The sequence below is a fragment of the Flavobacterium terrisoli genome, assembly GCF_030167905.1.
GTDB lineage: Bacteria > Bacteroidota > Bacteroidia > Flavobacteriales > Flavobacteriaceae > Flavobacterium > Flavobacterium terrisoli.
On sequence record NZ_JARGNA010000007.1, the window covers coordinates 70,752 to 96,974 of the forward strand.

Consider the following 26,223-nt stretch of genomic DNA (forward strand, 5'->3'; position numbering starts at 1 on the left):
AAACTTTTTATATACTATTTACGAAACAATCTCATCATTAGTTTCCCTACTTATAATAAAAAAAGGAGCCGTTTAAGCTCCTTTAGTTTTTATTAATTAACATTTAAGATACATTGTCTAAGTTCTGGTTTTTCTTCTGTAAATTTCAGCAACCAACTGGTCAACTCTTCAAGTTCATACGGCAATAAGAACCGATAGGCTTTAGCAAGCTCTTTACCAAAAAGCTCAACATCAAAACTTACTCTTTTTAACACTGACTTAGTGTGGTCTAACATTGTTTTAGACATAGACAGTATTTAATTTTTTGGGTTGGAATTAGATAAGAACGAATAATTATTTCATCAAATTTATATAAAAAATAATCTCGTCGATAGAAAATGTAGTTAAAAATAACTACAAAAAAAGTTAATTTTTAATGACTCCTTTAATGGCGCGCAACATCTCTCTTTTGCCCGGAGCGCCAGGTAGTTTTTCTACAGAAAATCCTGCGGATAACATTGCATTTTTGATGGATGTCCGGCAGGCATAAGTCACCAGAACGCCATTGGGTTTTAATGCCTTATACATCGCTTCGAATATCGCTTCTGACCACAACTCGGGTTGCACCCTAAAGCCAAAAGCATCAAAGTAAATTAGGTCGTAAGCACCGCTGTCATTGATATCCTGAAAGAACTGCTTGCATTTGGTTAACGTGAAATTTTCAGAAATCGGCTGTTTTTCTTCCCAATTGGATTGGTGCAAAAGTTCAAAAACTGCACTTTCGGCCGGGTTAATTTCCTTGGCATAATTCATCTGCAAAGCTTCTTCCAAAGCAACGGGATAGGCTTCTACTCCAACATAATCCACCGTCTGATTTTTGGCTTCCAGATAGGTGATAAAAGCATTCAATCCGGTGCCAAAACCAATCTCCAAAATGGAAATGGATTTTGCTTCGCCAATTCGCTGAGGGTCGTGCCCCACAAAGAGAGAAAATCCATTCTTTATAAATACGTGATAGGCTTCCTGAATCGCACCGTGTTTGGAATGATAACTTTCATTCCATTCCGGTAAATGAATCGTGGTGGAACCATCTTGTGTCTGAATAATTTCGCGTTTCAAAATTACTCTTTAATGTATAACTTTTTAATCCTCGGAATCGGTCCACCGCATTTTTGCTGGTGACATTGGATGCAAGCATCCACACCGGTATTAAAATGTTCCTTAGCGTTCTTTGGATCTTTATAAATCATTTCCTGGGCTTTGATAAATTTCGCAGCCTGTTCCTTGAAAAAAGCATCGTTTTCCGATTCATCGGTCATTACGGCTTTGTGGATCTTTAAGAAATGTTGCGGAAACTGACCAATCGTATCGCCATTTTGAATGCGTTCTTTCAATCGCTTATTGTCCACATACATTTGTTCCATCAACGCGGCCATTTCCGACATCTGGTACATTTCCAGTTTCTTTTCTTTTTTGGGGTCACATTTTTCTTCCGCGGCTTTGGCTTCCTTCTTTTGACAGGAGATAATACTCAGCACCAGAAAAATAACAACCAGAATGATTACGATTACTTTTTTCATTCCCTTACTTTTTGATGTAAACACCATCAGCCATGAAGGAATAAGTCACTTCAGGTTTAGTGATTTTGGCAATCTCTGCTGCCGACTTTCCGCCGTCTTTCGCATAATGCTTTAATTCGTCAACAGAAACCACATCTACAAATGCTTTCCCGTTAACAATCGCCTGACTGTTATCGGCATTCAAAGGCACAAAGAAACTGTAATCCTTAAATTTCACAAATGAATTGTCATCGCCGGCCAATTCCATTTTCATCCAACAACCTTTCTTTTTACAAACCGATTTGATGTTTGATACAAACTGTACGTTGATGGTATCTCCTTTTTTAAGGTTTTTATATTTCTTAAGCATTTGGTCTTTGGTCAAAATTTTCGACACTTTGAACTTTTCACCAAACAAGGCATAATCCTTAGCGTCAAATGCTTTTGCTTTTGATTGCGCCATTACGTTGCTACCCACAAATAATACGATAGCAATAAGAAGTAAATTTATTTTTTTCATGTTTAATTATTTTTAGAATTACAAAAGTAATCAGATTAACAATTTCACATAATATTATGGCAATTAATTTCGCGATTTAATGAAAATTTAAGACTAAAAATACCTGTGAAAGGAGAATTTCAAAAAAAGCAATCAATAATTTTTAAGAGTGTTAAAACCAATCATATTTTTATATAGTTTTACAAAAAACTAACAACACAACTTATAATTTTAAAGAAATTAACACAATTAATTGAAAATCAATTTATTACACGTTGATTCTTTGTTAAACTTGATATTAAATGATGTTAAAAACTCCTTCCGAAATCGATATAGTTAGAGCTTCTTCTACTAAAATTGATGCCGTCGATTTCGAAAACCTTGCCTTTGGAAACACCTTCACCGACCACATGTTAGTCTGTGATTTCAGAGAAGGAAAATGGCAAAAACCCGTTATCAAACCTTACGAACCATTCCTGATTGATCCGTCTGCCAAAGTCTTTCATTATGGCCAGGCCATCTTTGAAGGAATGAAAGCTTATAAAGACGAAAATGATGATGTTTGGTTGTTCAGACCGGATGAAAATTTAATCCGTTTCAACAAATCAGCCAAGAGAATGGCGATGCCTGAAGTTCCGGAAGAAATCTTTATCGGCGGCTTAAAAGCCATCGTAGACTTAGAAAAAGACTGGGTAAAAAAAGGTTTGGGGAATACTTTATACATCAGACCGTTTATGATTGCGATTGGTTCGGGCGTTATCGCACAACCATCAACACAATACCGTTTTATGATTATCCTTTCTCCTGCCCGTGCCTATTATTCAGGTGAAGTAAAAGTAATCATCGCGGAACATTTCAGCCGTGCGGCCAATGGCGGAATCGGAGCGGCAAAAGCAGCCGGAAATTATTCGGCGCAATTCTACCCACAAAAACTGGCTCAGGAAAAAGGATTCCAGCAAATCATTTGGACTGACGATGCCACGCATACCAAACTGGAAGAAGCAGGAACAATGAATGTATTCTTCAGAATCAACGACACTTTATATACGGCGCCAACCAGCGAAAGAATTCTGGATGGTGTAACACGTAAAAGCTTAATCGACCTGGCGAAACGCGAAGGCATTAAGGTTGAAGTGCGTTCGGTATTGGTAGAAGAATTGGTTAATGCCGCAAAAGACGGAAGCCTGAAGGAAATCTTTGGTGCCGGAACTGCTGCGGTAGTAAATCCTATCGTTGGATTCCAATACAAGGACGTTTATTATGAGTTGCCAAAACTGGAAAACTCCATCGCTTTGGAATTAAAAGACAAACTGACTAAAATTCAATACAAACTGGCTGAAGATACTTTTGGTTGGACGGTGAAGATTTAGTCTCAGTATTCAGTCACAGTTTACAGTAATAGAACTCTGGGGAAACCCGGAGTTTTTTTATGAAAATTTTTCTTATTTTTACTAGAGTAAATAATGGTTTCCCCGTAAATTAGTTAGCAGTGATAGTAATAACATTCTTAAATCTAAGAAGAGATGAAATATATAATTTCCCTTTTGTTCCTGTCAATGCTGTTTATTCCTATTTATGAAGTTTATATTCCCTATGAAAACAAACCTGAAAAAGAATGTTGGGAAATTGCCTATATCTGGGAAGATTTTTTGGCTTTCGCATCTTACCTCTTTTTTACTTTAGCTTGGTTTCTGAATTTACTGAAGCGAAATAAATTTCTTAGAATATCACTACTTATTTTTAGCGTCTTAAATTTAATCGGAACATTTTTGGCTGCTTCAATGCCGGCTCAGGATTTGGTTTTTTTATTAGGGATGCCTATTTATTTAATCTTGTGCTTATCAGTACTTTTTTATATCATTAAAATGGAAAGAAGAAGATGGCGCGGTGGCTATTGAACCATTTACCTCAAAATCTCCTCAAAACTTGGCTTGAAATAATTTGGCCCTTTCATCACTTTGCCGTCTTCGCGGTAAATCGGTTTGCCGTCTTCACCCAGTTTGCTCATATTGCTGCGTTGGATTTCGTCAAAGACTTCTTCGATTTTGTGTTGCAGGCCGTGTTCCAATATGGTTCCACAAAGAATATACAGCATATCTCCCAGCGCATCGGCTATTTCGGTTAAATCATTTTGCTGAACCGCTTCGAGGTATTCTTCGTTTTCCTCTTTCATCAGATTAAAGCGAAGCATATTTTTTTGTTCGCCTAAATCACCTTTCATGTCATGGCTTACGCCCAATCCGAATGCGGTGTGAAACTCTTTTACTGCGTTGATTTGTTTTTGCATTGTAGTTGAAATTAATTGATGATGCAAGTTATAACTTTACAATACATTTGAGTAAATTTGTTGAAAATTTGGAATAAATGTTCACAACTGGTCAATGGATTTTCGCGGCGTTGTTTTTTGTCACTTTTGTAATCGCTACATATTTTGCTTATGGCAAAGACAAAGCCTTACACAATAAGGTTTATAAAGGAAGTTATAAAATCCTCATTGCGTTCATTCTTTTTATCGCGCTGTTATTTGTGATAAAAGTGACGATGAAGCATTAGGCAAATTTTCATTGCGTTACTTTGTCATGCTGACGCAGGAAGCATCTCATCTTATCCTTATTCAAACAAATGGTTTAAGAAATTTAACTCCGGATTCATCGTTTTGATGAGTTCCATTTTCCTTTCTCTTTTCCAACCTTTGATTTCACTTTCACGAGCAATGGCTGATTGTATCCAAGTGAATTTTTCATAGTACAATAAAAAATGTACGTTGTATTTTGCCGTGAACGAATTAGTATTTAAAGATTCCTTGTGCTGTTCTAATCTGATTCTTAAATGATTAGTCACTCCGGTATATAAAACTGTTTTAGTTTTATTAGTTAATATATAAATGTAATAAGTATGATAACCTTCCTGAAATTCTATCATATTTAGGATAATTACAAGTTTGAGATGCTTCCTTCGTCAGCATGACAATACTATTCACTAAGCTTTCCCTGTAAAAAGATTCACACTTACCGTCGCCAATTCCGAGTCTGGGAATCGGGTAAAGACTTTGTCATCTGAAAACAAACCGGCTTCGGCAGCAATTTTGTGTAATACTTCAATCTCAACAATATACTGGTCTGAAAAGCCATGCGTGGCATCATAAGCGGTAGCAGCTGTTCTTCCGATATTCTTGGCGGTGAGTTCGGGTGCAATTGTGTGCAGTTCTATAATCAGCAAGCCAAATTTATTGACAAACGGTGACCATTTCAACAAGTGTTCCAACAGATTGTCTTCGACCTCATTATTCGAAATCTTTTTCCCGCGATGGGCAAACGCACCGGTTGAAGTGCTGATTCGGTTGGGCGTTTTAGCCTTTGGCTCTGACCAAATGCGGTTGTGATCGAGAAAGGTTCTCACATTGAGCAATTCCTTCAAATCGATGTTGTAATCTTCCTTTAAAGTATCGGCCAACAATTGTGGTCGGCCAATATCGCCCCAAATCACTTTCGCCCAAATATCGGCTTTGATCAAGTTGGCACGCGTGACTTTCAATGCGGCTTCGTTATAATCTACGCCTACCATAAACAGCGGATGTTCATCGAGCATTCTGCCACGTTTGGTTTGGCGTTCAATCACATCAAAAATATGTTCCAAAAAAGCGCCGTTGCCACAACCCATATCTAAGATTCCATTGGGTTGTTCAGCTATTGGTCGGTTGAACAATTCGATGATGATTTCATCAACGATCTTAAAATATTCGGCATGGGCGCCACCGCTTCCCCAAACGTTCATTTCCCTGTCGACATGCAATTCGGTTTCGTGTTCGCCCACATTTCTCAGTATCGAAGCATCGCCAAAAATGAGTTCGTCGAGTTTGCGCAATGTTGGAATATAAGAAACTGTCACGCCATAAGCCGCAGCTCTTTTGGCATAAAACAAACCGGTTTCCGTAAATTGATAATGCTCGCCTTTTTTGGTAAACCAATCCAAATGCGTCAGGAAATCTAAAATTGCTGCGAAACATTCTGGCTTCTTGTGAAACTCTTCCGGACGGAAAGACGTTTCCATAAAGTACTTATGAAACATACCAGTCATTCCGAGCATTACAATGGTTGGCCCGACCAAATTTCCTTCGATATGATATAAAACCTGTTCCTGAACGGAACGCACTTTGATGTCATCTGAAAATTGAATGCCATAGTTGGATTTGTATTTTCGGAACAAATCATTGAGCATTTCAAAAGGTTCCACTTCAAACTTGCGCGGATGGAAATGCTCCGTAAACTGCATCAGCTTAAAGACATCTTCATAAAGCGGAATCAATGAAAAAGCCAATTCGCTTTTATCATTAATGCTAAAAGTTACTTCATCATTTTGGTTGTCGACTTTTTGATTCAGCCAACCCTGGGAAGCCAACACGCGAAGCGCAACATTGAGATAACCATCATTAGCCTTGAATTCAGTAAGCAATTCTGAAAGCGTCACTTCCCTCTTTTGCTGGATATAATCCAAAACACCTTTTTTATAAATCGCATAAGCAGCCGGAGCAGTCGTTATGCCGTCTAAATGCCTAAACAGTATCCCTCGTAGTTCACTTTTGGTTTTCATAAATTGTGCTTTGAATTCTAACAAATATACTCAATCTGTATATATCAAAAGTTAAATGTTTTATGTTAACTTTGTGTCACCAAAAAATCGACGAATGAGAATTCTTAAATATATATTCCTACTAATATTATTGGCTTTTATAGGTGTAACGGTTTATGTTGCCACTCAGAAAGGCGATTTTGAAGTTTCCAAAAGCATGGTCATCCATAGTCCGAAAAGTATCGTTTTTGACTATGTTAATGATTACAGAAACTGGGAAACTTTTGGTTCGTGGATGACCAAAGACCACGGAATTACCTTTAATTATCCCGGAAAAACCATGGGCTCGGGTGCCAATTTCTCCTGGAAGGCAGCAGATGATGAAGGTTATATCAAAACCTATTTTGTCAAAGAAAATGACAGTTTGGTCCAAAAAGGAAATTTCAACGGAACCACGGCAACTTTCCATCTGACTTTCAAAGACACTACCGGCGGAACCAAAGTGACCATACACAGCAAAGGAAAAATGGATGTGTTCACCAAAATAAATACTTTCTTCAGCGGTGGCATTACCGGAATTTTGTCTGATGCTTTTGAAAAAAGTTTGAGAAATCTTGATAAGACCTTGGATTATGAGATGAAGACCTATTCGATAAAAGTCAATGGCATAGTACAGCGCAGTTCCGGATTTTGCCTAAAGCAAACTGTTTCCTGTAAAATTAAAAGCCTGTCCAAAAACATCAAAATCATTATGCCGCGTATGGTTCATTTCTTTAAAAAAAACCAATTGACCATGGCCGGAAAACCGTTTGTACAATATGAACGTTATGATGCGGCCAATGATATTGTGACTTTCTCGGTTTGTGTGCCAACAACCAAACAGGTTTTTGTGGCTTCAGGCAGCGATGTTACGTCGGGAGAAATTGTCCCTTTTACTTGTCTGAAAACTACCTTGACCGGTGATTATTCGCATACGCAAGAAGCCTGGGCAAAAGCCAGAAAGTACATTACCGATAATGGGTACAAGGAAAATTTAGCCGGAAAATATACGGAAGTCTATATCAAAACCATCGATCATATCAAGCAACCATCAAAATGGGTAACCGAAATTCACATTCCGGTTTTCCCGAAAGCTCCGGTAGCGCAACCAACATTTACTTTGCCAACAACTCCGGCAGCTGAACCAGCAGGAACAACTACTACACCAACAGAAACACCTTAATTTTTTGATTGGATTAAACCTTTTGGGTTATCTTTATTCCAACAGTTAAATTGTCGCTTTGCAAGAAGAAAAGGATTTCATTCGGGAACTATTAGATCCGAAAACGCAGAATATGGCGTTTCAAAAGCTCTTGCGGGATTACCAAAGGCCTTTATACAATCACATTCGCAACATTGTACTCAATCACGATGATGCCGATGATGTGCTGCAAAACACTTTTGTCAAAGTCTTTCAGTATTTAAAGGATTTTAAGGGTGACAGCAAGTTGTTTTCCTGGATGTATCGCATCGCGACCAATGAAGCCATTACGTTTATCAACCAGAAAGCCAAACGAAACGGTACCACAAGCGAAGCATTGCAAACCAAAATCGTGGACAATTTAAAAGCCGATACTTATTTTGACGGAGACGAAATTCAGTTAAAGCTTCAAAAGGCGATAACACTTCTGCCCGAGAAGCAACAATTGGTTTTTAAAATGAAATATTTTGAAGAAATAAAATACGAAGACATGTCGGAGATTTTAGGAACGTCGGTTGGTGCGCTAAAAGCATCTTACCATCATGCCGTAAAAAAAATTGAAGAATTTATGAATGCCAATTAAACCTTATAGCCTTAAATTTGTCAAAAGATTATGAAACCATTTAAATTAGATAACGAACCCAAGGTTACCTCAGGATTTACAATGCCTGAAGGCTACTTTGATACGTTTGCAGACCAGGTTCTGAACCAACTTCCAAATTCAGCGCCGAAAGTGATTTCTATTTTCAGTAGAAATAGAACTTGGTATTACGCCGCAGCTGCTGTAGCTGTTATGCTGTTATCGATTCCGGTTTACAATAACCTTTATGGTAATTCGGAAGAAGTTGATGCCATAGCCTTAGAAGATTATATAAATAATAATGCGACGATTTCCAACGAAGAAATAGCTTCTTTATTGGAAACAGAAGACTTGGAAAAAATGAAGTTGGAATTAAACCTTCAGGACGAAGAAGTGGAAGACATATTGATCAACAACTTCGATTTAGAACAATACATTACAGACTAATGATATGAGAAACAATAAAATACTTATCGCAATCATCATGCTCGTTTCCATAAATACCTTTGCGCAAGGCGGACGTTTATTGAGAGAAAAGAAAGAGCAAATTAAGGCTATGAAAGTGGCTTATATCACCAATGAATTGTCCCTGACTTCAGATGAAGCGGCAAAATTCTGGCCATTGTATAACGCTTTTGAAGAAAAGCAACAAGAAATCAGAAAGCAAAAACTCAAAGGCTATCTCGACCGAATCGATGATGAATCATTTGACAATCTATCCGAAAAAGAAGCATCAACCCTATTGGCCCAAATGGAAAGCAGCGAAGATGAATTGTATCAGGCCAAGAAAAAGTTTGTAGCCAGTTTAAAAGGGGTAATTTCGCCACTCAAAATCCTGAAACTCAAAAAAGCCGAAGAAGGATTCAATCGAAAGTTGTTGCAACAATACCGTGATAAAAAACTGAGAAAATAAAATAAATAGAGTCGAATGGCTCTCTTATTTTTTGAATTCAATTTTGACAATCTTATTTCTCCCGGCAGCAAAAGCCGTGTCTTCGTCTAGAAATCTTATCGTATATAATGTGGCATCGGTTGAGAGTTGCTTCCAGGTATTTCCGCCATCAGCAGAATACTGCAAACCGCTCGCGCCTACTGAAACAATTCCTTTTCCGTTTGACTTGGGCACAAACTGCACACAGGAAGCATACCCGAATCCTGAGTTATCTGCTATCAAGTTCCAGGTTTTGCCTCCATCGGTGGTGATGGCTTTGTTTTGGGAGTTTAACGCTGGTTTTTCATAATTACCGCCTACAATAAATCCAATCTTTTCATCATAAAAATCGGCACTAAAAATACCGGTCATCGCTTCGCCCTGAACGATAGGTGTTTCAAAAACTTCCCAGGTTTTACCTTTGTTGGGTGAATGAAAAACCCTGGCTCTTTTACCACCGGAAACAATCCAAACGTGATTTCCCTTGAGGACAATATTGGTATTACTCGCGGCAAAGGCCGCTTCACCATCTGCTATTTCGGGTAAATTATCGCAGTCGGTTTTTCTCCAGATATTGCCACCATCACGGGTAATAATAATAGACAAACAATCATTTGTTGGATCTCCAATGGCGATGCCTTCCTTTTCATTCCAAAACTGCATGCTGTCATAGAATACTTTTTCGTGGCTTTCTTGGTAAACCAACGTTAAATCCTCTAAACTTTTGGAAAACTTGTATAATCTCGCCGGATTATTGATAGACAAGACAAAAACATTTTCACCATTCACAGCCAGACTTCTGCATTCATCAGATAATGAATTATTGACTATTTCAGTTTTTTGCTTATCGGAAATGGATATATAACCTACCTTTTTTTTATTTCCTGCGAAATAAACTTTGTCCCCAAAAATAGTCAATGCCCTGATGCTGATTTCATCGTTAAAAACAGTATCAATTTTTATCGATTGAAAAGATTGTGAATTGGATTGGGCAACCAAACCAAGAAAAAAAATGACAAAAAATAAAAATGGCTTTTTCATTGTAAACACTGGGATTTTAAGCGAATATACAAATTTTAAGTCAGTTAAGATTTAGTTAAAAACAATTAAAAAAATCCTGTGGCACAGTAATTGGTTATTGACTATCAAAACTATTCCACATTAAAAAATTATATTATGAAAACTAAAATTATAACATTATCAGTTTTGTCCTTAATGAGCATTACTACCCTTTTTGCCCAAGACAGGACTACGGTTTCAGCCTATAATTCTGAAATCAGTGATAACCTTGATTTAAGAGCCGTTGCTTCTATTTTTGGAGATTCCAGAGATTTGGCCGATTTTGAAAGAAGGTTAAATGATCCACAAGCTCAAATTTCCAATTTGGATTTAAATGAAGACAATCAAGTGGATTATTTACGTGTGATTGAAACCGTTGAAGGAAATGCGCACTTGATTGTCATCCAATCGGTTTTAGGTCGTGATACATTTCAGGACGTTGCCACTGTGGAAGTAGAACGTGACCGATATAACAAAGTTCAGGTTCAAGTAGTTGGTGACGTTTATATGTATGGCCCGAATTACATTTACGAGCCGGTTTATTCTTATACACCTGTAATTTATGCTTCTTTTTGGGTTGGTAGTTACAGACCTTATTATTCTTCATGGTATTGGGGATACTACCCAAGTTATTACTACGCTTGGTCACCATGTCCAATATTCCGATACAGAAACCATATTGGTATCACCATCAACTTTAACCACCACTACAACTACGTAAACTACAGAAGATGTGAAGTGGCTTATAATGGATATTACAGAGGTGGAAGAAGAGGAAATGCATATGAAGTTCGTTACCCGAATCGTTCTTTCCAAGTTAGAAATACAGGTTATGCCAACCGTCGTGAGTTAGACCAAAACAGAAATATCAGAACTGTTGGTACTCGTGAATTGGCCAGCAACAGCCCTAGAAGTAATACAAGAGCAAATGCTAATACGAGAAGTGAATCTCCAAGAGGAAACGGTAACACTAGAAGTTATGAGTCTCCAAGAGGAAACGGAAACAATAGAAATGAATCACCAAGAGCTGCAACTTCAAACGGCAACACCAGAAGTTATGAGTCTCCAAGAGGAAACGGAAACAATAGAAATGAATCACCAAGAGCTGCAACTTCAAACGGTAACACCAGAAGTTATGAAGCGCCAAGAGGAAATTCTAATCAAAGAAGTGAATCACCGCGTTCGGTAGAACCAAGAGGCAATAGCAGAAGTTACGCCAATCAAGGACAATCTCCACGTGCGGCTGAACCAAGAGGAAATGCCGGAGGACAAAGAGAAATGTCAAGCCCAAGAGGCAATTCCGGTGGGCAAAGAGCCATGACAAGTCCGAGAGGAAACTCAGGCGGACAAAGAGAAATGTCGAGCCCAAGAGGTAACTCAGGCGGTGGACAAGGATCAAACCAAAGAGGTAATTCAGGAAACAGAAGAAGTTAAGTTTGTATATATAGTTTTGTTGTTTGGAAAAAGACATCGCCATGGCGATGTCTTTTGTTTTTAAAAATAATTGGCTATTACATAATCATATAATTCAAAAAGATATAAATTTGCAGTCTTTAATTTTTCATTATGAGTTCGCATAACAGTAATCTCCATAGCAAATTATCCGTAGGCGGATTGTTAGTAGCATTAGGAATAATTTATGGAGATATCGGTACTTCACCACTCTATGTAATGAAAGCCATACTTGGCACTCACGAGATTTCGAGAGATATTGTGCTCGGCGGAATTTCTTGTGTTTTCTGGACGTTGACCATGCAAACCACTTTCAAGTATGTACTTATAACCTTAAGTGCCGATAATCATGGTGAAGGTGGAATTTTTGCATTGTTTGCCCTGGTTAAACGAACCAAAATAAAATGGCTCATCGTTCCGGCTATTATCGGTGGTAGTGCTTTATTGGCTGATGGAATTATTACACCTCCTATTTCCGTTTCGGCGGCGGTTGAAGGTATCAATACTTTCTATGCGATGGAAACCCGAACCATTCAATTGATAGTGATTGGTATTTTGATAATCCTTTTTACCATTCAACAATTTGGTTCCAAATTGGTTGGGAAATTTTTTGCCCCTATGATGCTGATTTGGTTCTCCATGTTGGGTATTTTAGGAACCATCCAAATCATGGATGACCTATCGGTTTTCAATGCTATTAATCCTTATTATGCTTACGAATTATTACTGATTCATCCGGAAGGTTTCTTTGTGTTAGGTGCTGTTTTTCTTTGTACTACCGGAGCAGAAGCTTTGTATTCAGACATGGGACACTGTGGCCGAAAAAACATCAGAATCAGTTGGATTTTTGTAAAATCCATGCTTTTACTCAACTACTTTGGCCAAGGTGCTTATTTAATAGGCCATGAAGGCCAGACTTTGGAACAATTGGGAGGAAAAGATGGGAATCCTTTCTATTTAATCATGTCAGATTGGTTCCAGCCTATTGGAGTAGTAATTGCAACACTTGCCGCAGTAATTGCATCACAAGCCTTAATCAGTGGATCATTTACTTTGATTAACGAAGCCATGAGGCTGAATTTTTGGCCAAAAGTAAAAATCAAATATCCAACGGAATTAAAAGGACAATTGTATATTCCATCAATCAACTGGCTCTTGCTTTTGGGCTGTATCGGTATCGTTTGGTATTTTGAAAAATCAAGCGCGATGGAGCATGCCTATGGTTTGGCCATTGTACTTTGCATGATTATGACCACCATTTTATTGAATTTTTATTTAATCATGAAAAGAGTAAAATGGTATATCATCGGTGCAATCATTACAGCTTACTTAGTCATTGAATTTAGCTTCCTGGCAGCCATTTTACCAAAATTCATTCACGGCGGATTTGTAACATTGTTAATTGCTTCGGCATTAATTGGCGTGATGGCGACCTGGTATTTGGCCAAACAGATTAGTAAAAATTACACCAAAATTGTCAAAATTGACGATTATAAAAAGGTATTGGCCGAATTGAGCGTTGACCTTTCGATTCCAAAATACGCTACGCATTTGGTATATATGACCAACTCCAACCGCAGCGACGAAATTGAAGAAAAAGTAATGTACTCCATTCTTCAAAAACGTCCGAAACGTGCCGACTTGTATTGGTTCATCCACGTAAATGTTTTGAGTGAACCATACAAAAAAGAATACCGCGTAACCGAAATCATTAAGGATGACATCTATCGTATCGATTTCTATCTTGGTTTCCGTGAACCTACCAAAATTAACCTGATGTTCAAACAAGTTATTAAGGAAATGGTGGAACGCGGCGAAGTGGATATTACCAGCCGATATGAATCATTGAGTAAAAACCACATTATTGGTGACTTCAAATTTGTGCTTTCCGAAAAATTCCTGTCCAATGACAGTGATTTGACCTTCTTTGAGAAAATTGTAATGAACACCTATTTCATGATGAAAAAATGGAGTTTGTCTGAAGAAAAAGGGTTTGGTTTGGATAGCAGTTCAGTGAAAATTGAGCAATTCCCATTGGTTCTACACGCACCGGAAAAAATCGAAATGCGCAGAATTGAAGGCGACAGAACGCTGTTGTAATTGATTCCTCAAATCAAATCTGAGGCTTCACTCCTATCATTTATTTGACTTTATAACCCTTTTGTATTTAGCTTGTTAATTTTAAGCTTAAATAACAAAAAAGGAATATCTTTGCACGCTTATTTTTTTACAACATGCGATTACACAGAAATTTAGTTTATACCACCATTGACTCCTTAAACGCCATCTTTAACGAAGGTGAATATGCCGATAAAGTTGTGGCTCGTGCCTTAAAAAAAGACAAACGTTGGGGAAGTTCCGACCGTAAATTTGTGGCCGAAACCATCTACGAAATTGTCCGTTGGAAAAGACTATATATGGAAATTGCGGGCGTAAAAGAACCTTTTGACCGTGACCAGTTATGGCGCATGTTTGCCGTTTGGGCCGTATTACGTGGTTATCCAATTCCCGATTGGAGACAATTGGAAGGAACACCGGAACGCAAAATCAAAGGCCGTTTTGATGAGTTATCCAAAATCAGAAAAATGCGTGAGTCTATTCCCGATTGGATGGACGAACTGGGCGTAAAAGAATTGGGAGAAGACATTTGGACCAAAGAAATTGCTGCGCAAAACAAACAAGCACAGGTGATTCTTCGCGTAAACACTTTGAAAACAACCAAAGAACAATTACGTGCCATCTTAATGGACTTAAACATCGAAACGGAATTTTTAAAAGACCAGCCCGATGCTTTGGTTTTGAAGGAAAGAGCCAATGTATTCTTAACCGATGCCTTCAAAGAAGGTTTGTTTGAAGTACAGGATGCTTCTTCTCAGTTGGTAGCCGCCTTCCTTGATGTACAACCTGGAATGAGAGTCGTAGACACTTGCGCCGGTGCCGGTGGCAAAACATTGCACATGGCTTCGTTGATGCAAAACAAAGGGCAATTGATTGCCATGGATTTGTATGAGAGCAAACTCAAACAATTAAAATTAAGAGCCAAAAGAAACGGCGCTTTCAATATAGAATACCGCATTATTGACACAACCAAAGTGATCAAAAAACTTCATGAAAAAGCCGACAGGGTTTTGATTGATGCACCATGCAGCGGATTAGGCGTTTTAAAAAGAAACCCTGATGCAAAATGGAAACTGCAACCTGAATTCATAGACAATATCAGAAAAGTACAAGCCGAAGTTTTGGAAAATTATTCCAAAATTGTAAAGCCCGGAGGCAAACTGGTTTATGCCACTTGCTCGGTCTTACCCTCTGAGAATCAGGAACAAATTAAGCATTTCTTAACGACCGAAATCGGGAAATCATTTACCTTTGTAAAAGATTCTAAAATTTTGGCACAAGACAGCGGATTTGACGGATTTTACATGGCCTTATTAGAACGAAAAAAAGAAATATAAAAACAAAATGAAGAAAATCTTTACCTTTTTATTTTTAAGTATTGCGCTTGTTGGTTTTGCTCAACAAACCGAATCGGTGACTACTATTCCACCCGGATATTATAACACCGCTACGGGAACAGGTTATACCTTAAAAACACAGTTGTTCAACATCATCAATGACCATACGGATAGAACGTATTCGGGCTTGTATGTCACTTATCAAACTTCTGATATTGACAGCTATTATGAAAATAATGGAACCATGTTGGACATGTATACTGAAAACCCAACCAGTTCAGAATGTGAATATGTTTACGGCGGTGGCTTACAAGACGACGGAACCTTAGGAAATGCGGAATGTGAAAGATACAACAGAGAACATTTGGTACCGCAATCGGTTTTTGGTTCGGCAACGCCTATGTATTCTGACGCGCATTTTGTAGTGCCTTCAGACAAATATGTAAATGCACAACGCGGTGATTTTCCTTTTAGCAGGGTTAATGTCGCCAACAATACTTATTCCAATGGTTCCAAAAGAGGTTCTAATTTAAATTCGGGTTATTCTGCCGGATATACCGGAACAGTATTCGAACCCATCAATGAATTCAAAGGTGATATTGCCCGTATGTTACTTTATTTCGCTACCCGATATGAAGATTTAGTAGCCGGATGGAGTTATCCTATGTTCAACGGAACCAGCAATCAGGTGTTTACTTCTCAGGCCATCAATGTACTTTTAACCTGGAACAATAATGACCCTGTAAGCCAAAGGGAAATAGATCGTAACAATGCTATTTATGCACGTCAAAACAATAGAAATCCATACATTGACCATCCGGAATATGCGATGCAGATTTGGGGAAGTTTGTTGGCTAATGAAGGATTTGAAACCTTAAACACGGTTTCCATTTATCCAAACCCTTCCAATGACGTTGTTAATATTGAATCGCCAGTGGCTTTGGACGAAATAGAAATCATGACTATCAACGGTCAGGTTTTGCAACAAATTAAAAGACCAACATTGGAAAACAATACTTATACCCTAAGTAATTTACCAAAAGGTTTTTACTTTATAAAATTGTCAAGCAATAACAATTCGGTGACTAAAAAAGTTCTGATAAACTAAAATTTAGTTCTAAAAATATAAGAAACGCTGTTGGAATCCAACGGCGTTTTTTTTGTTTTTGGCTAAGCCAAATGAATCTAATTAAGATAAAAAAGCATAGAAAAGGCTGAATTTCTTTGAACTTTAAAGCATCTTTACTATCTTTCGCCTTCTTAATGTGTAACCCTTAAAACATTTATAAAAATGTTAGAAGAAAAGAATGATAACCTGCAGGATGCAGATGGAAATGTAGTAAACGAATCACCGGAAGTAACTACTACTGAAAATCAGGAAACTATCGAAGCCTCTGAAGAAGTTCAGGAGGAAGTTGAAGTTGTTGAAATTGAAGCTCCTGTAACTGAAGATGAAGAAGTTGAGGCCACTGAAGAAGTTGCTGAAACCGAAGAACCAACTCATGAACCTGTAGTAGAAGTTGCCGTTTTAACGGAAGAACTTACAGAAGACGAAATCGAACTGGCGGCTGAAAGAGAAGCATTGGTGGAAGAAACGGTAGAAGATGCAATTGTAGAAGAAGTTGCTGAAGAAGAAGCTCCTGACGATTTGGTAGAACTGACTGCAGAAGAAGTAGCCGATGACACGCCTATTGTGGAAGAAACTGCACACGATTCTGTAATGAATGCGATTCAGGAAGTCAATGCCGAAGAAGGTGAAGACGAATCCTTAAAAGAGCGTCACGACATCCCAATGTTGGATTACGATACCTTGACCATGGAACAATTGGTTGATGAATTGAGTGATTTGGTTGTGGTGGAAAAAGTGATGTCGGTTAAAGACCATGTTGAAGAACTGAAAAAAGCTTTCCTGTCTAAATACCATCATTTTATCGATGAGAAAAAAGACGAATTCCACGCTGAAAATCCGGATACTACAGAAGATTTCCATTATCATTTTCCACTTAAGGTAAAATTTGACCAATTATACACCCAATACCGGGATAAGAAAAACGTACACTTCAAAAGCTTACAGAACAATCTGAAAGCCAATTTAGACAATCGCCTGGCCATTGTTGAAGAGTTAAAACAGTTGATCAATTCTCAGGAAAGCATCTCCACTTCGTTAAAACAATTCAACGATATCAGAGAGCGCTGGAAAAATGCAGGTCCGATTCCAAAAGACAAATACAACCACGTTTGGAACAATTACCATTTCCACGTAGAAAACTTCTACGACTTTTTACACTTAGACAGAGAAGCGCGTGATTTGGATTTCAAACACAATCTAGAACAAAAACAAAAAATCATTGCCCGTGTAGAAGAATTGGTTCACGAAGAAGACATCAACAAGGCTTTCCGTGAATTACAGGATTTACACCGCATCTGGAAAGAAGATATCGGCCCGGTTTCCCGTGACCAACGTGAGGAAATCTGGAACCGTTTCAGTGAATTGACCAAACAAATGCACGACAAACGCGAAAGTTTATACGAACAACTTCGCGAAGTGGAAACGGCCAATTTAGAGAAGAAAAAAGAAATCATTGCACAGATTGAAGTTTTAGCACAGGAGAAAGTGAACTCTCATGCTGCCTGGCTAGGCCAAATCGAGAAAGTAGAAGCGTTGAGAAGTCAATTCTTTGCTGCCGGAAAAGTGCCTTCAGAAGTAAACGAAGATATCTGGACACAGTTTAAAAACGCGGTAAGAAGCTTCAATGTGCTGAAAAATTCTTTTTACAAAGACATTAAAAAAGACCAAAACGATAACCTTTCCAAAAAGCAAGCCTTGGTGGCTAAAGCCAATGAACTTAAGGAAAGTACCGATTTTGCTGCCACTACGCCATTGATGAAACAAATTCAGGAAGAGTGGAAAACCATCGGCCACGTACCGAGAAAATTCTCAGATAAACTTTGGGCCGATTTCAGAGCCGCTTGTAATGCGTATTTTGAGAAATTAAAAGAGCAAAAGAACGAAGCCAATAGCGAAGAAGTAGAAGCTTTTGAAAAGAAAAAAGCATACTTGGAAACCTTGAGGGCTTTTGAATTGATTGGTGACCACAAAACCGATTTGGATGCCATCAAAGCCCATATCGAAACGTGGAAAAGCTTTGGCAAAGTGCCATTTGCGCGTCGTCATATCGAAGGGAAATTCAACAAAATCCTGGATGCCTTATTCGAGAAATTAAGCCTGAGCAAAAAAGACAACGAAATGGCGCGTTATGCCAATAAGTTAGACCATTTGGCGAATTCAGATACCCGTAAATTGGACAACGAAAAAATATTCATCATGCGTAAGATTGATGAAGTACAGGGCGAAATTTTCCAATTGGAGAACAACATCCAGTTCTTTGCCAATGCGAAAGCCGACAACCCGATGGTAAAAGAAGTAAAGAAAAACATCGACTTCAAAAAAGAAGAATTAGCGACCTTAAAAGACAAGCTGAAACAACTCAGAAGTATCAAAACGGAATAACAAAAAAGCCTCGAAATATCGAGGCTTTTTTTATTGCTGTATTTTAGAAGCTAAGAGATAAATCACCGCCATTCTGATGGCTACTCCGTTTTCAACTTGGTCTAAGATGACTGATTGTTGTGAGTCGGCAACATCCGAAGTGATTTCGACACCGCGGTTGATTGGCCCGGGATGCATGATGATGATTTCTTTGTTGAGCGAATTCAGCAAGGCTTTGTCTACTCCATATTGCTGGGCATATTCCCGTGTTGACGGGAAATAATTCACATCCATTCTTTCATTCTGCACGCGAAGCATATTGGCTACATCGCACCATTCCAGTGCTTTTTTCAGATTAGGTTCTACTGTTACACCCAAACTTTCGATGTATTTTGGAATTAAGGTTTTTGGTCCGCACACTTTGACTTCGGCGCCCTGCATTTGCAAAGCGTAAATGTTAGACAGCGCCACTCTTGAGTGCAGAATATCACCTACGATGACCACTTTCTTGCCGCCTACTCCGCCCAGTCTTTCCCTGATGGAATAACTGTCGAGCAAACCTTGTGTTGGGTGCTCGTGTGCGCCGTCACCGGCGTTGATGATGCTGGCTTTTACATTTTGTGACAGGAAGTAAGCCGCACCCGGATTGGCGTGACGCATCACCACCATATCCACTTTCATCGACAGGATATTGTTTACGGTATCAATCAGCGTTTCTCCTTTTTTGACCGAAGATTGTGCTGCCGAAAAACTGATTACATCGGCTGACAGTCTTTTTTGGGCCAACTCAAAAGAGAGTTTCGTACGCGTACTGTTTTCAAAAAAGATGTTGGCAATGGTAATGTCGCGCAGCGAAGGCACTTTCTTAATCGGGCGGTTAATCACTTCCTTGAAATGATCTGCCGTCTCAAAAATCAAGTCGATGTCTTGCTTTTGCAGGTATTTAATCCCTAGTAAATGATTGACTGACAGTTCGGACATTTTTATGTTGTTGTGTATTGTGTTGTTATGTTATACTAAATAAACCGCATCTTCTCCATCCTTTTCTTTCCAGGATACGATTACTTTTTCATCATTAATCACATCTACCTGACGACCGCGGTAATCGGGTTGTATCGGCAAATGACGGCTGAATCTTCGGTCGATGAGTACCAAAAGTTCCACTTCTGATGGTCTTCCAAAGGATTGAACGGCGGTTAAGGCCGCATTGATACTTCTTCCGGTGAATAGCACATCGTCAATAAAAACCACTTTTTTGTCTTCTACCAAAAAATCGATTTGCGTTTTGTTGGCTTCCAACTGTTTTTCGCCGCGGCGGAAATCATCACGAAAAAAAGTGATGTCTAAGAAACCTAGCTGCACGGCTGCGATTTGGTAATCGTTTTCCAAAATAGCCTTGATACGACTGGCGAGATAGCTGCCGCGTGGTTGTATACCTATTAAAACGGTGTTGGAAAAATCGAGGTGGTTTTCGATTAACTGACAAGCCAAACGATGGAGTATGATATTGACTTCTTTGGAAGTGAGCAATACTTTTTGACTCATGGTAGTGTTGTTTGGGATACAAAGATAAGAATCGTAGTGGATTATTTAGGAAAATTTTACGTCGATATTTAGATGATATCGTTAGAAAGCTCCTTTTACGCAGTGTAGATTTTAAAATTCGTTAAGAAATTGCGAATCCTTGTAGCAATTTTAGGATTTTAAAATCGGTTCCGATTTATCGGAAACACCTCGTAAAAGTGTCCTTTCTTTTGGTTCGTTTTCTTTGGACAAGCACCCGAGTCCGAAGGGCGAACGGAGCGAAGCTAAAGAAAATGAACAATTAAATTCTCATTACTTTTTTCCTTGATGAAAAAAGTAACCAAAAAAATCAAGCCTGTATAGTCTTAGCTTGAAAACTACCTCAAATCTCGCTCCGTAACCCAAGCCGTTCGCTTTGCTCATCTCGTGGATTACTGCCGCTCGATTTTTCGTTGTTTTGCTACGCCAATTCTATGAGGGCGGTTTTATGTTGAAAAGTAAAGTGTTTCTGATTAAATATTTTTGTTATTTTTATGATAGTAAATAGTTGTGAGTGGATGACTTGCTTCTATTTTTAAGTTGGCAATAATTATTCAGAACATACAGAAACAATCAATGAAAAAGACATTTTTATTATTACTCACACTATCATTACTAAGTTTTAATTCTATAACTGATTGGTATATTTATAATTCAGAGAATTTCAAAATTTCTTTTCCTGAAAAACCAACCGAAGAAGATAAAACAATGCAAACATTAGCTGGAGAAATTAAAGTAAAAACATTAATTTATAAAGCGCAAAGTGTTGATGAAAAGAATTTAAGATATTTCATGTCGATAAATGATTTACCTAATTCCAAAGGAAACTTAACCACAGAAGAGCAAAAAACTGCACTCGACGCTGCAATAAATGGTTCTGTCAGAAATCATAAAGCAACGCTTATTTCAGAAAAAACAATAAATTATAGTTCACATTCTGGACGAGCAGTGAAAATGTCAATCAACGACGATAAAATTATAGCTAACATGAGAAGTTATATTGTTAGTAACAAATATTATGGCTTAATAGTATATACTATAAAACAGAATGATAACAATTCAGAAATAGAAAAGTTTTTCAATTCGTTTGAAGAGAAAAATAGTTCAAAATAACTACCGCTAACAGCGGTTTGGCGCCATTGTTAGTTTGCATAAATTTCATATCTTTCCATCACGTTGCGGCACAAAGCTTAACCGGAATAAACTCCGCTCGCTTTGACCACAACAGCCCAAGCCGCGGAACGTTATAAGCAATCTTGATAACATATACTTAAATGAAAGACATTCAGAAATTATTAAAGCCAAAAGTCGTCGAATTACAAAATGAAATTCCGGGTGCTAATCCTGAAATCTATAATATAACCTATGATTTATGGACTTTGAAAATAACTTTAGGTTTTGATGATATTGAAAGCCCAATCTATGTTATTTTTAAAAATGTGATTGGATTTAGAGTATTGGACGAAGGAAATCTTTTGGAGTTCTGGGATAAAGATGTCAGAGTTCCACGTTGGATTTGGAGAGTTGAAAGTGGTGGCTGGTTTGAATTGGAAAAATTACGCGCTGGTTTCTTAGCCCAACACCATGGAGATAATCATAATGAATATTTAGTGAGTGGAATCAATGATTGCGTGAGCGTGATAGCGGAATCTGAACCAATGATTATTAGAGCAGATTAAAACTGCTTACAACAGCGGTTTGGAGCACCTGCTAAGAGTGTTGAAGCACCCGCTAAGAGCGTTAGAGGACCCGCTAAGAGTTTTGGAGCACCCGCCAAGAGTGTTGGAGTACCCGCCAAGAGTGTTCAAGCACCCGCAAAGAGTGTTGAAGCACCCGCTAAGAGCGTTAGAGGACCCGCTAAGAGTGTTGGAGCACCCGCTAAGAGTGTTGAAGCACCCGCTAAGAGCGTTGGAGCACCCGCTAAGAGTTTTGGAGCACCTGCCAAGAGTTTTGGAGCATGACAAAACCACAAGTAGGAATTATTTCAAAATAAATTTTTAGATTAACATAATTCTGATATTTTTGGAAGACCAAAATACTATTTATGTCAGCCGTTAAAATCTCTCCCGAATTCAAGTCACAAACCTATAGGGCCATATTTTCTATTGTTCTGTTTATCATTGTTTATCTGCTGCTGTTTGGCTTAGCCATTGGGATTTTCGCGGGTTGTGCTTATTTGGCTTTTATAATGGTCACGGCTGCGCCTTCTTTTGTCACCTTAATGCTCGGGATTGGTCTTGTTGGCGTTGGCTTCTTTATCTTTTATTTTATGGTCAAATTTTTATTTACCAAAAACAAAAGCGATTATTCCCATCTGACCGAAATCAATATTCATGACGAACCCGAATTGTATAAAATGATTCAGGATCTTGTGGATGAAATTGGCACCGATTTCCCTAAAAAAATATACTTATCACCTGATGTCAATGCTTCCGTATTCTATGATTCCAGTTTTTGGAGCATGTTTTTCCCAATCAAAAAAAACCTGCACATCGGTATGGGTTTGGTCAACACAACTACCGTAACAGAACTCAGAGGCATTTTGGCCCATGAGTTTGGCCACTTTTCACAAAAGACAATGAAAGTCGGCAGCTATGTTTATAACGTAAACAGGGTCATTTACAACCTGCTTTATGAAAATGACGATTACCACAACGCCATTTCATCCTGGGCGAGCAAAAGCGGTTATTTTGCTATCTTATTGTATGTCGCTGTCGGATTCAACAGATTGATACAGTCTTTGTTGCAAATGATGTATAAAGTCGTGAACCTGAGTTATATGGGATTATCCCGTGAAATGGAGTTCCATGCCGATGAAATTGCGGCTAATGTCGTAGGCTCTGAACCGATGATCAATTCGATGCTCAGAATGGATTTGACGTCCAATTCCTTTGACCGGGTGATTAATTATTACAATGGTAAAATCAACGAATCCATCACGACATCCAACATATATCCACAGCATCTTTTGGCGACTAATTTCTTTGCCGGCAATAGCAAAATCGATATCGTTGATAATTTACCACGGGTTGAAAGCGGCTATTATGAAAGATTCAACAAATCAAAGTTGGTCATCAAAAACCAATGGGCTTCGCATCCGTCGACAGAGGAAAGGGTCAATGCGTTTAAAACCCTGAGCATCAACCTGAGTAACATAGACAACCGACCGGCCAATACGCTATTCAAAAACATCAGTGAGATTCAACAGAAAATCACCAAAAAGATGTTTGAAACCGTAGTCTATCCGGAAACGCCTTTAGACGAAGAAATCAATCAGTTTGAAACGTCAATCCAAAAGGAATACCAGGAAAATAAATATCCCGATTTATACAATGGCTATTATGACAACCACACTATGGACGCGATGGATTTGGATAAAATTTTGGAAAACCCAAATACAGCATTGACTTTTGACGAGTTGTACAACAATGATATTGTTGAATTGGCGCATAGCAAAACGGCGCAGAACAACGATTTAGCAGTATTGAAACAAATTGCCGGAAAAGAATTTAAGATCAAAACATTTGACTATGACGGCAATAAATACAAATCGTCTGCAGCTAAATCATTGGCAGACAATCTGGATAAAGACATCGCCGAGAACAAAGAGAAACTGCATCTGAATGACATTGAGATATTCAAATATTTTTATGGCAAAGCGCAGCAGAAAGGTGTTGCTGAAAAACTGGTGAAACGCTATAAGGACTTTTTTAGCGTAGACAGCGAACACGAGACAAAGGCCCAACTTTATGTAGACATGTTTGAGAAATTTTCTTTTGCTTATGAACAGCATCAGATTGAGGACATCAATAACCGAATGAAAAATTATGCTGTACTCGAATCAAGATTCAAAGAACAGCTGAAAGCGATTCAGGAAGATGAACGCTATCAGAAAGCGATAACACCCGATATGAAGAAAGAATGTGATGCATATCTGGAAAAGGATTTGGTTTATTTTGATGGCAGGAAATATGACGATGAAGCCATTGGCATCAAAAATAACATCATCCATCTCTATCTCTTTATCCTGCAAAGAAGTTACTTTTTAAACCATAAGGAAATATTGGATTTCCAAGCCACATTGGTATAAAAAAACTCCCGCTTAAGGCGGGAGTTTTTATATATTTAAGAATACATCTTCTTTCTCATTTCCTGAATCTTTTCGTCATCCAGGTATTCATCGAATGTCATATAACGGTCGATAACGCCGTTTGGTGTAATTTCTAACACTCTGTTGGCCACAGTTTGTGCAAACTCGTGGTCATGCGTAGTGAACAATACAGAACCTTTAAAGTTTTTCAAGGAGTTGTTGAATGCCGTAATCGATTCCAAATCCAAGTGATTCGTTGGTTCGTCGAGCATCAATACATTGGCACGAATCATCATCATGCGCGATAACATACAACGCACTTTTTCACCTCCGGATAATACCGTACATTTTTTCAAGGCTTCTTCACCAGAGAAAATCATTTTCCCTAAGAATCCACGAACATATACTTCATCGCGCTCTTCTTCGGTTTTTACAAATTGGCGTAACCAATCTACTAAATTCAAACTGCCATCGGTAAAGAACGAACTGTTGTCATTAGGCAAATACGATTGCGTCGTGGTAATTCCCCAGTCAAAAGTTCCGGCATCGGCTTTTTGGTTACCGTTCAGGATTTCATAGAAAGCGGTTGTCGCACGTGAATCTTTCGAGAACACGACTACTTTATCGCCTTTGGCCATGTTCAAATCGACGTTCTTAAACAATACTTCGCCATCTACTGAAGCGGCTAAGTTTTGAACGTGAAGGATTTGGTCTCCGGCTTCTCTTTCTACATCAAATATAATCGCTGGATATCTACGGCTTGACGGTTTGATTTCGTCAAGGTTTAATTTTTCAATCATCTTTTTACGGGAAGTCGCTTGTTTAGACTTCGCCACGTTCGCACTAAAACGACGGATGAATTCTTCCAACTCGGCTTTCTTCTCTTCCGCTTTCTTATTTTGCTGCGCTTTTTGACGTGCCGCTAACTGACTTGACTCATACCAGAAAGTATAGTTTCCGGAATAGTGGTTGATTTTAGAGAAATCGATATCCGAAATATGTGTACAAACTGCGTCTAAAAAGTGACGGTCGTGAGACACCACAATTACGGTATTGTCATAATTGGCCAGGAAATTCTCCAACCAGGAAATTGTTTCAAAATCCAGGTCATTCGTAGGCTCATCCATGACCAACACATCAGGGTTTCCGAAAAGCGCCTGTGCCAAAAGCACACGAACTTTCATCTTTCCTTCCATTTCACTCATCAAAGTATAATGTTGATCGGCAGTAATTCCTAAATTCGACAACATGGCACCGGCATCAGATTCTGCATTCCAACCGTTCATTTCTTCAAACTGCACTTGCAACTCGCCTATTCTATCCGCATTTTTATCATCATAATCAGCATACAAAGCATCCATTTCTGATTTTACGGCAAACAATACTTTGTTCCCCATCATCACGGTTTCCAACACGGTATGCTCATCGAACATGTTGTGATTTTGGTTCAAAACCGACATACGTTTGCCCGGCTCAAGAAAAACTCTTCCTGAAGTTGGGTCGATATCACCGGCTAAAATTTTAAGGAAAGTAGATTTTCCGGCACCATTGGCACCAATCACACCATAGCAATTGCCTTGGGTGAACGTGGTATTTACTTCGTCGAATAAAATTCTTTTACCAAATTGAACCGATAAATTAGAAACTGTAAGCATATTGTAGTTTTATAAAATTTTGTGCAAAAGTAGTGAATAGTGTTCACTTCCCAATCAAGTTGGGAATGACAATTTTAGCTTTCGCTTTTTTTTTTAGCAAGT

27 protein-coding genes are annotated in these 26,223 nt (G+C 38.4%); 15 read left to right on the top strand and 12 right to left on the bottom strand.

Translation table 11 applies throughout. The features are described 5' to 3' along the window. Positions 1-92: 92 nt before the first annotated feature. The 4 genes from P1K33_RS10800 to P1K33_RS10815 form a co-directional block, all read right to left on the bottom strand. Complete coding sequence (locus P1K33_RS10800; RefSeq protein ID WP_284652981.1) at positions 93-287, bottom strand: hypothetical protein; 195 nt, start codon at positions 285-287, stop codon at positions 93-95. A gap of 118 nt (positions 288-405) precedes the next feature. Further along, complete coding sequence (gene mnmC2 / locus P1K33_RS10805; RefSeq protein ID WP_284652982.1) at positions 406-1,098, bottom strand: tRNA (5-methylaminomethyl-2-thiouridine)(34)-methyltransferase MnmC2; 693 nt, start codon at positions 1,096-1,098, stop codon at positions 406-408. Positions 1,099-1,100: 2 nt separating this feature from the next. Next, a complete protein-coding gene (locus tag P1K33_RS10810; protein WP_284652983.1) occupies positions 1,101-1,559 on the bottom strand; it encodes a hypothetical protein in 459 nt (152 codons plus the stop codon). Between the two features lie 4 nt (positions 1,560-1,563). Then, positions 1,564-2,058 (bottom strand): DUF4920 domain-containing protein, encoded by a 495-nt coding sequence (locus P1K33_RS10815; RefSeq protein WP_284652984.1) that lies wholly within the window; start codon positions 2,056-2,058, stop codon positions 1,564-1,566. A gap of 281 nt (positions 2,059-2,339) precedes the next feature. On the opposite strand from P1K33_RS10815, the gene P1K33_RS10820 reads away from it, so the two are divergent. Continuing rightward, a complete protein-coding gene (locus tag P1K33_RS10820; protein ID WP_284652985.1) occupies positions 2,340-3,407 on the top strand; it encodes a branched-chain amino acid aminotransferase in 1,068 nt (355 codons plus the stop codon). 153 nt (positions 3,408-3,560) lie between these two features. Beyond that, positions 3,561-3,935 (top strand): hypothetical protein, encoded by a 375-nt coding sequence (locus P1K33_RS10825; protein WP_284652986.1) that lies wholly within the window; start codon positions 3,561-3,563, stop codon positions 3,933-3,935. A gap of 5 nt (positions 3,936-3,940) precedes the next feature. On the opposite strand, the gene P1K33_RS10830 is transcribed toward P1K33_RS10825, so the two are convergent. Beyond that, the gene (locus tag P1K33_RS10830; protein ID WP_284652987.1) at positions 3,941-4,324 is read right to left on the bottom strand and encodes a pyrophosphohydrolase domain-containing protein; all 384 of its coding nucleotides are present in this window, start codon (positions 4,322-4,324) and stop codon (positions 3,941-3,943) included. A gap of 77 nt (positions 4,325-4,401) precedes the next feature. Here P1K33_RS10830 and P1K33_RS10835 point away from each other — a divergent pair, with 77 nt between their 5' ends. Next, positions 4,402-4,590, top strand: coding sequence for a hypothetical protein (locus P1K33_RS10835; RefSeq protein ID WP_284652988.1), 189 nt, complete (start codon positions 4,402-4,404; stop codon positions 4,588-4,590). 57 nt (positions 4,591-4,647) lie between these two features. On the opposite strand, the gene P1K33_RS10840 is transcribed toward P1K33_RS10835, so the two are convergent. Both P1K33_RS10840 and P1K33_RS10845 read right to left on the bottom strand, forming a co-directional pair. Then, positions 4,648-4,959, bottom strand: a complete 312-nt coding sequence (locus P1K33_RS10840) for a GIY-YIG nuclease family protein (RefSeq protein ID WP_284652989.1) — start codon at positions 4,957-4,959, stop codon at positions 4,648-4,650. A gap of 57 nt (positions 4,960-5,016) precedes the next feature. After that, positions 5,017-6,627: a class I SAM-dependent methyltransferase gene (locus P1K33_RS10845; RefSeq protein WP_284652990.1), complete on the bottom strand. Its 1,611-nt coding sequence runs from the start codon at positions 6,625-6,627 to the stop codon at positions 5,017-5,019. A 94-nt stretch (positions 6,628-6,721) separates the two neighbouring features. Between P1K33_RS10845 and P1K33_RS10850 the strand changes: the two genes are divergently transcribed. The 4 genes from P1K33_RS10850 to P1K33_RS10865 are packed head-to-tail and all read left to right on the top strand — an operon-like array spanning position 6,722 to position 9,339. Further along, a complete protein-coding gene (locus P1K33_RS10850) occupies positions 6,722-7,828 on the top strand; it encodes a GyrI-like domain-containing protein (protein WP_284652991.1) in 1,107 nt (368 codons plus the stop codon). 58 nt (positions 7,829-7,886) lie between these two features. Next, positions 7,887-8,429 carry an RNA polymerase sigma factor gene (locus P1K33_RS10855; RefSeq protein WP_284652992.1) on the top strand — a complete coding sequence of 181 codons (543 nt, stop codon included), beginning with the start codon at positions 7,887-7,889 and terminating at the stop codon, positions 8,427-8,429. A gap of 30 nt (positions 8,430-8,459) precedes the next feature. Beyond that, entirely contained in the window at positions 8,460-8,873 is a 414-nt protein-coding gene (locus P1K33_RS10860) for a hypothetical protein (RefSeq protein ID WP_284652993.1), read from the top strand. 4 nt (positions 8,874-8,877) lie between these two features. After that, complete coding sequence (locus tag P1K33_RS10865; RefSeq protein ID WP_284652994.1) at positions 8,878-9,339, top strand: sensor of ECF-type sigma factor; 462 nt, start codon at positions 8,878-8,880, stop codon at positions 9,337-9,339. A 24-nt stretch (positions 9,340-9,363) separates the two neighbouring features. Here the strand turns inward: P1K33_RS10865 and P1K33_RS10870 are convergent, their stop codons facing one another. Then, positions 9,364-10,398 carry a WD40/YVTN/BNR-like repeat-containing protein gene (locus P1K33_RS10870; RefSeq protein ID WP_284652995.1) on the bottom strand — a complete coding sequence of 345 codons (1,035 nt, stop codon included), beginning with the start codon at positions 10,396-10,398 and terminating at the stop codon, positions 9,364-9,366. Between the two features lie 135 nt (positions 10,399-10,533). On the opposite strand from P1K33_RS10870, the gene P1K33_RS10875 reads away from it, so the two are divergent. The 5 genes from P1K33_RS10875 (at position 10,534) to P1K33_RS10895 (ending at position 18,834) form a co-directional block, all read left to right on the top strand. Next, the gene (locus tag P1K33_RS10875; protein ID WP_284652996.1) at positions 10,534-11,850 is read left to right on the top strand and encodes a hypothetical protein; all 1,317 of its coding nucleotides are present in this window, start codon (positions 10,534-10,536) and stop codon (positions 11,848-11,850) included. A gap of 132 nt (positions 11,851-11,982) precedes the next feature. After that, the gene (locus P1K33_RS10880; protein ID WP_284652997.1) at positions 11,983-13,968 is read left to right on the top strand and encodes a KUP/HAK/KT family potassium transporter; all 1,986 of its coding nucleotides are present in this window, start codon (positions 11,983-11,985) and stop codon (positions 13,966-13,968) included. Between the two features lie 134 nt (positions 13,969-14,102). After that, positions 14,103-15,323, top strand: a complete 1,221-nt coding sequence (locus P1K33_RS10885; protein WP_284652998.1) for an RsmB/NOP family class I SAM-dependent RNA methyltransferase — start codon at positions 14,103-14,105, stop codon at positions 15,321-15,323. 7 nt (positions 15,324-15,330) lie between these two features. Further along, positions 15,331-16,431, top strand: a complete 1,101-nt coding sequence (locus P1K33_RS10890; RefSeq protein WP_284652999.1) for an endonuclease — start codon at positions 15,331-15,333, stop codon at positions 16,429-16,431. Positions 16,432-16,614: 183 nt separating this feature from the next. After that, positions 16,615-18,834 carry a DUF349 domain-containing protein gene (locus P1K33_RS10895; RefSeq protein ID WP_284653000.1) on the top strand — a complete coding sequence of 740 codons (2,220 nt, stop codon included), beginning with the start codon at positions 16,615-16,617 and terminating at the stop codon, positions 18,832-18,834. Between the two features lie 30 nt (positions 18,835-18,864). Here the strand turns inward: P1K33_RS10895 and P1K33_RS10900 are convergent, their stop codons facing one another. Continuing rightward, positions 18,865-19,794, bottom strand: coding sequence for an aspartate carbamoyltransferase catalytic subunit (locus P1K33_RS10900; protein WP_284653001.1), 930 nt, complete (start codon positions 19,792-19,794; stop codon positions 18,865-18,867). Between the two features lie 30 nt (positions 19,795-19,824). After that, positions 19,825-20,358, bottom strand: coding sequence for a bifunctional pyr operon transcriptional regulator/uracil phosphoribosyltransferase PyrR (gene pyrR / locus P1K33_RS10905; RefSeq protein ID WP_284653002.1), 534 nt, complete (start codon positions 20,356-20,358; stop codon positions 19,825-19,827). Between the two features lie 594 nt (positions 20,359-20,952). Between pyrR and P1K33_RS10910 the strand changes: the two genes are divergently transcribed. Next, entirely contained in the window at positions 20,953-21,489 is a 537-nt protein-coding gene (locus P1K33_RS10910; protein WP_284653003.1) for a hypothetical protein, read from the top strand. A gap of 161 nt (positions 21,490-21,650) precedes the next feature. Further along, a complete protein-coding gene (locus P1K33_RS10915) occupies positions 21,651-22,055 on the top strand; it encodes a hypothetical protein (RefSeq protein ID WP_284653004.1) in 405 nt (134 codons plus the stop codon). A 6-nt stretch (positions 22,056-22,061) separates the two neighbouring features. On the opposite strand, the gene P1K33_RS15360 is transcribed toward P1K33_RS10915, so the two are convergent. Next, positions 22,062-22,346: a hypothetical protein gene (locus P1K33_RS15360; protein ID WP_350028975.1), complete on the bottom strand. Its 285-nt coding sequence runs from the start codon at positions 22,344-22,346 to the stop codon at positions 22,062-22,064. Between the two features lie 74 nt (positions 22,347-22,420). Between P1K33_RS15360 and P1K33_RS10920 the strand changes: the two genes are divergently transcribed. After that, the gene (locus P1K33_RS10920) at positions 22,421-24,466 is read left to right on the top strand and encodes a M48 family metallopeptidase (protein WP_284653005.1); all 2,046 of its coding nucleotides are present in this window, start codon (positions 22,421-22,423) and stop codon (positions 24,464-24,466) included. 35 nt (positions 24,467-24,501) lie between these two features. Here the strand turns inward: P1K33_RS10920 and P1K33_RS10925 are convergent, their stop codons facing one another. Continuing rightward, the gene (locus P1K33_RS10925) at positions 24,502-26,121 is read right to left on the bottom strand and encodes an ABC-F family ATP-binding cassette domain-containing protein (RefSeq protein ID WP_284653006.1); all 1,620 of its coding nucleotides are present in this window, start codon (positions 26,119-26,121) and stop codon (positions 24,502-24,504) included. Positions 26,122-26,223: the final 102 nt, after the last annotated feature.

What these genes read in the sequence shown, in the direction of transcription:
- P1K33_RS10800 (WP_284652981.1), bottom strand. Translation starts at nt 287, where the DNA reads ATGTCTAAAACAATGTTAGACCACACTAAGTCAGTGTTAAAAAGAGTA.
- P1K33_RS10810 (WP_284652983.1), bottom strand. Translation starts at nt 1,559, where the DNA reads ATGAAAAAAGTAATCGTAATCATTCTGGTTGTTATTTTTCTGGTGCTG.
- P1K33_RS10815 (WP_284652984.1), bottom strand. Translation starts at nt 2,058, where the DNA reads ATGAAAAAAATAAATTTACTTCTTATTGCTATCGTATTATTTGTGGGT.
- P1K33_RS10820 (WP_284652985.1), top strand. Translation starts at nt 2,340, where the DNA reads ATGATGTTAAAAACTCCTTCCGAAATCGATATAGTTAGAGCTTCTTCT.
- P1K33_RS10825 (WP_284652986.1), top strand. Translation starts at nt 3,561, where the DNA reads ATGAAATATATAATTTCCCTTTTGTTCCTGTCAATGCTGTTTATTCCT.
- P1K33_RS10830 (WP_284652987.1), bottom strand. Translation starts at nt 4,324, where the DNA reads ATGCAAAAACAAATCAACGCAGTAAAAGAGTTTCACACCGCATTCGGA.
- P1K33_RS10835 (WP_284652988.1), top strand. Translation starts at nt 4,402, where the DNA reads ATGTTCACAACTGGTCAATGGATTTTCGCGGCGTTGTTTTTTGTCACT.
- P1K33_RS10840 (WP_284652989.1), bottom strand. Translation starts at nt 4,959, where the DNA reads ATGATAGAATTTCAGGAAGGTTATCATACTTATTACATTTATATATTA.
- P1K33_RS10845 (WP_284652990.1), bottom strand. Translation starts at nt 6,627, where the DNA reads ATGAAAACCAAAAGTGAACTACGAGGGATACTGTTTAGGCATTTAGAC.
- P1K33_RS10850 (WP_284652991.1), top strand. Translation starts at nt 6,722, where the DNA reads ATGAGAATTCTTAAATATATATTCCTACTAATATTATTGGCTTTTATA.
- P1K33_RS10860 (WP_284652993.1), top strand. Translation starts at nt 8,460, where the DNA reads ATGAAACCATTTAAATTAGATAACGAACCCAAGGTTACCTCAGGATTT.
- P1K33_RS10865 (WP_284652994.1), top strand. Translation starts at nt 8,878, where the DNA reads ATGAGAAACAATAAAATACTTATCGCAATCATCATGCTCGTTTCCATA.
- P1K33_RS10870 (WP_284652995.1), bottom strand. Translation starts at nt 10,398, where the DNA reads ATGAAAAAGCCATTTTTATTTTTTGTCATTTTTTTTCTTGGTTTGGTT.
- P1K33_RS10875 (WP_284652996.1), top strand. Translation starts at nt 10,534, where the DNA reads ATGAAAACTAAAATTATAACATTATCAGTTTTGTCCTTAATGAGCATT.
- P1K33_RS10880 (WP_284652997.1), top strand. Translation starts at nt 11,983, where the DNA reads ATGAGTTCGCATAACAGTAATCTCCATAGCAAATTATCCGTAGGCGGA.
- P1K33_RS10885 (WP_284652998.1), top strand. Translation starts at nt 14,103, where the DNA reads ATGCGATTACACAGAAATTTAGTTTATACCACCATTGACTCCTTAAAC.
- P1K33_RS10890 (WP_284652999.1), top strand. Translation starts at nt 15,331, where the DNA reads ATGAAGAAAATCTTTACCTTTTTATTTTTAAGTATTGCGCTTGTTGGT.
- P1K33_RS10895 (WP_284653000.1), top strand. Translation starts at nt 16,615, where the DNA reads ATGTTAGAAGAAAAGAATGATAACCTGCAGGATGCAGATGGAAATGTA.
- P1K33_RS10900 (WP_284653001.1), bottom strand. Translation starts at nt 19,794, where the DNA reads ATGTCCGAACTGTCAGTCAATCATTTACTAGGGATTAAATACCTGCAA.
- pyrR (WP_284653002.1), bottom strand. Translation starts at nt 20,358, where the DNA reads ATGAGTCAAAAAGTATTGCTCACTTCCAAAGAAGTCAATATCATACTC.
- P1K33_RS10910 (WP_284653003.1), top strand. Translation starts at nt 20,953, where the DNA reads ATGAAAAAGACATTTTTATTATTACTCACACTATCATTACTAAGTTTT.
- P1K33_RS10915 (WP_284653004.1), top strand. Translation starts at nt 21,651, where the DNA reads ATGAAAGACATTCAGAAATTATTAAAGCCAAAAGTCGTCGAATTACAA.
- P1K33_RS10920 (WP_284653005.1), top strand. Translation starts at nt 22,421, where the DNA reads ATGTCAGCCGTTAAAATCTCTCCCGAATTCAAGTCACAAACCTATAGG.
- P1K33_RS10925 (WP_284653006.1), bottom strand. Translation starts at nt 26,121, where the DNA reads ATGCTTACAGTTTCTAATTTATCGGTTCAATTTGGTAAAAGAATTTTA.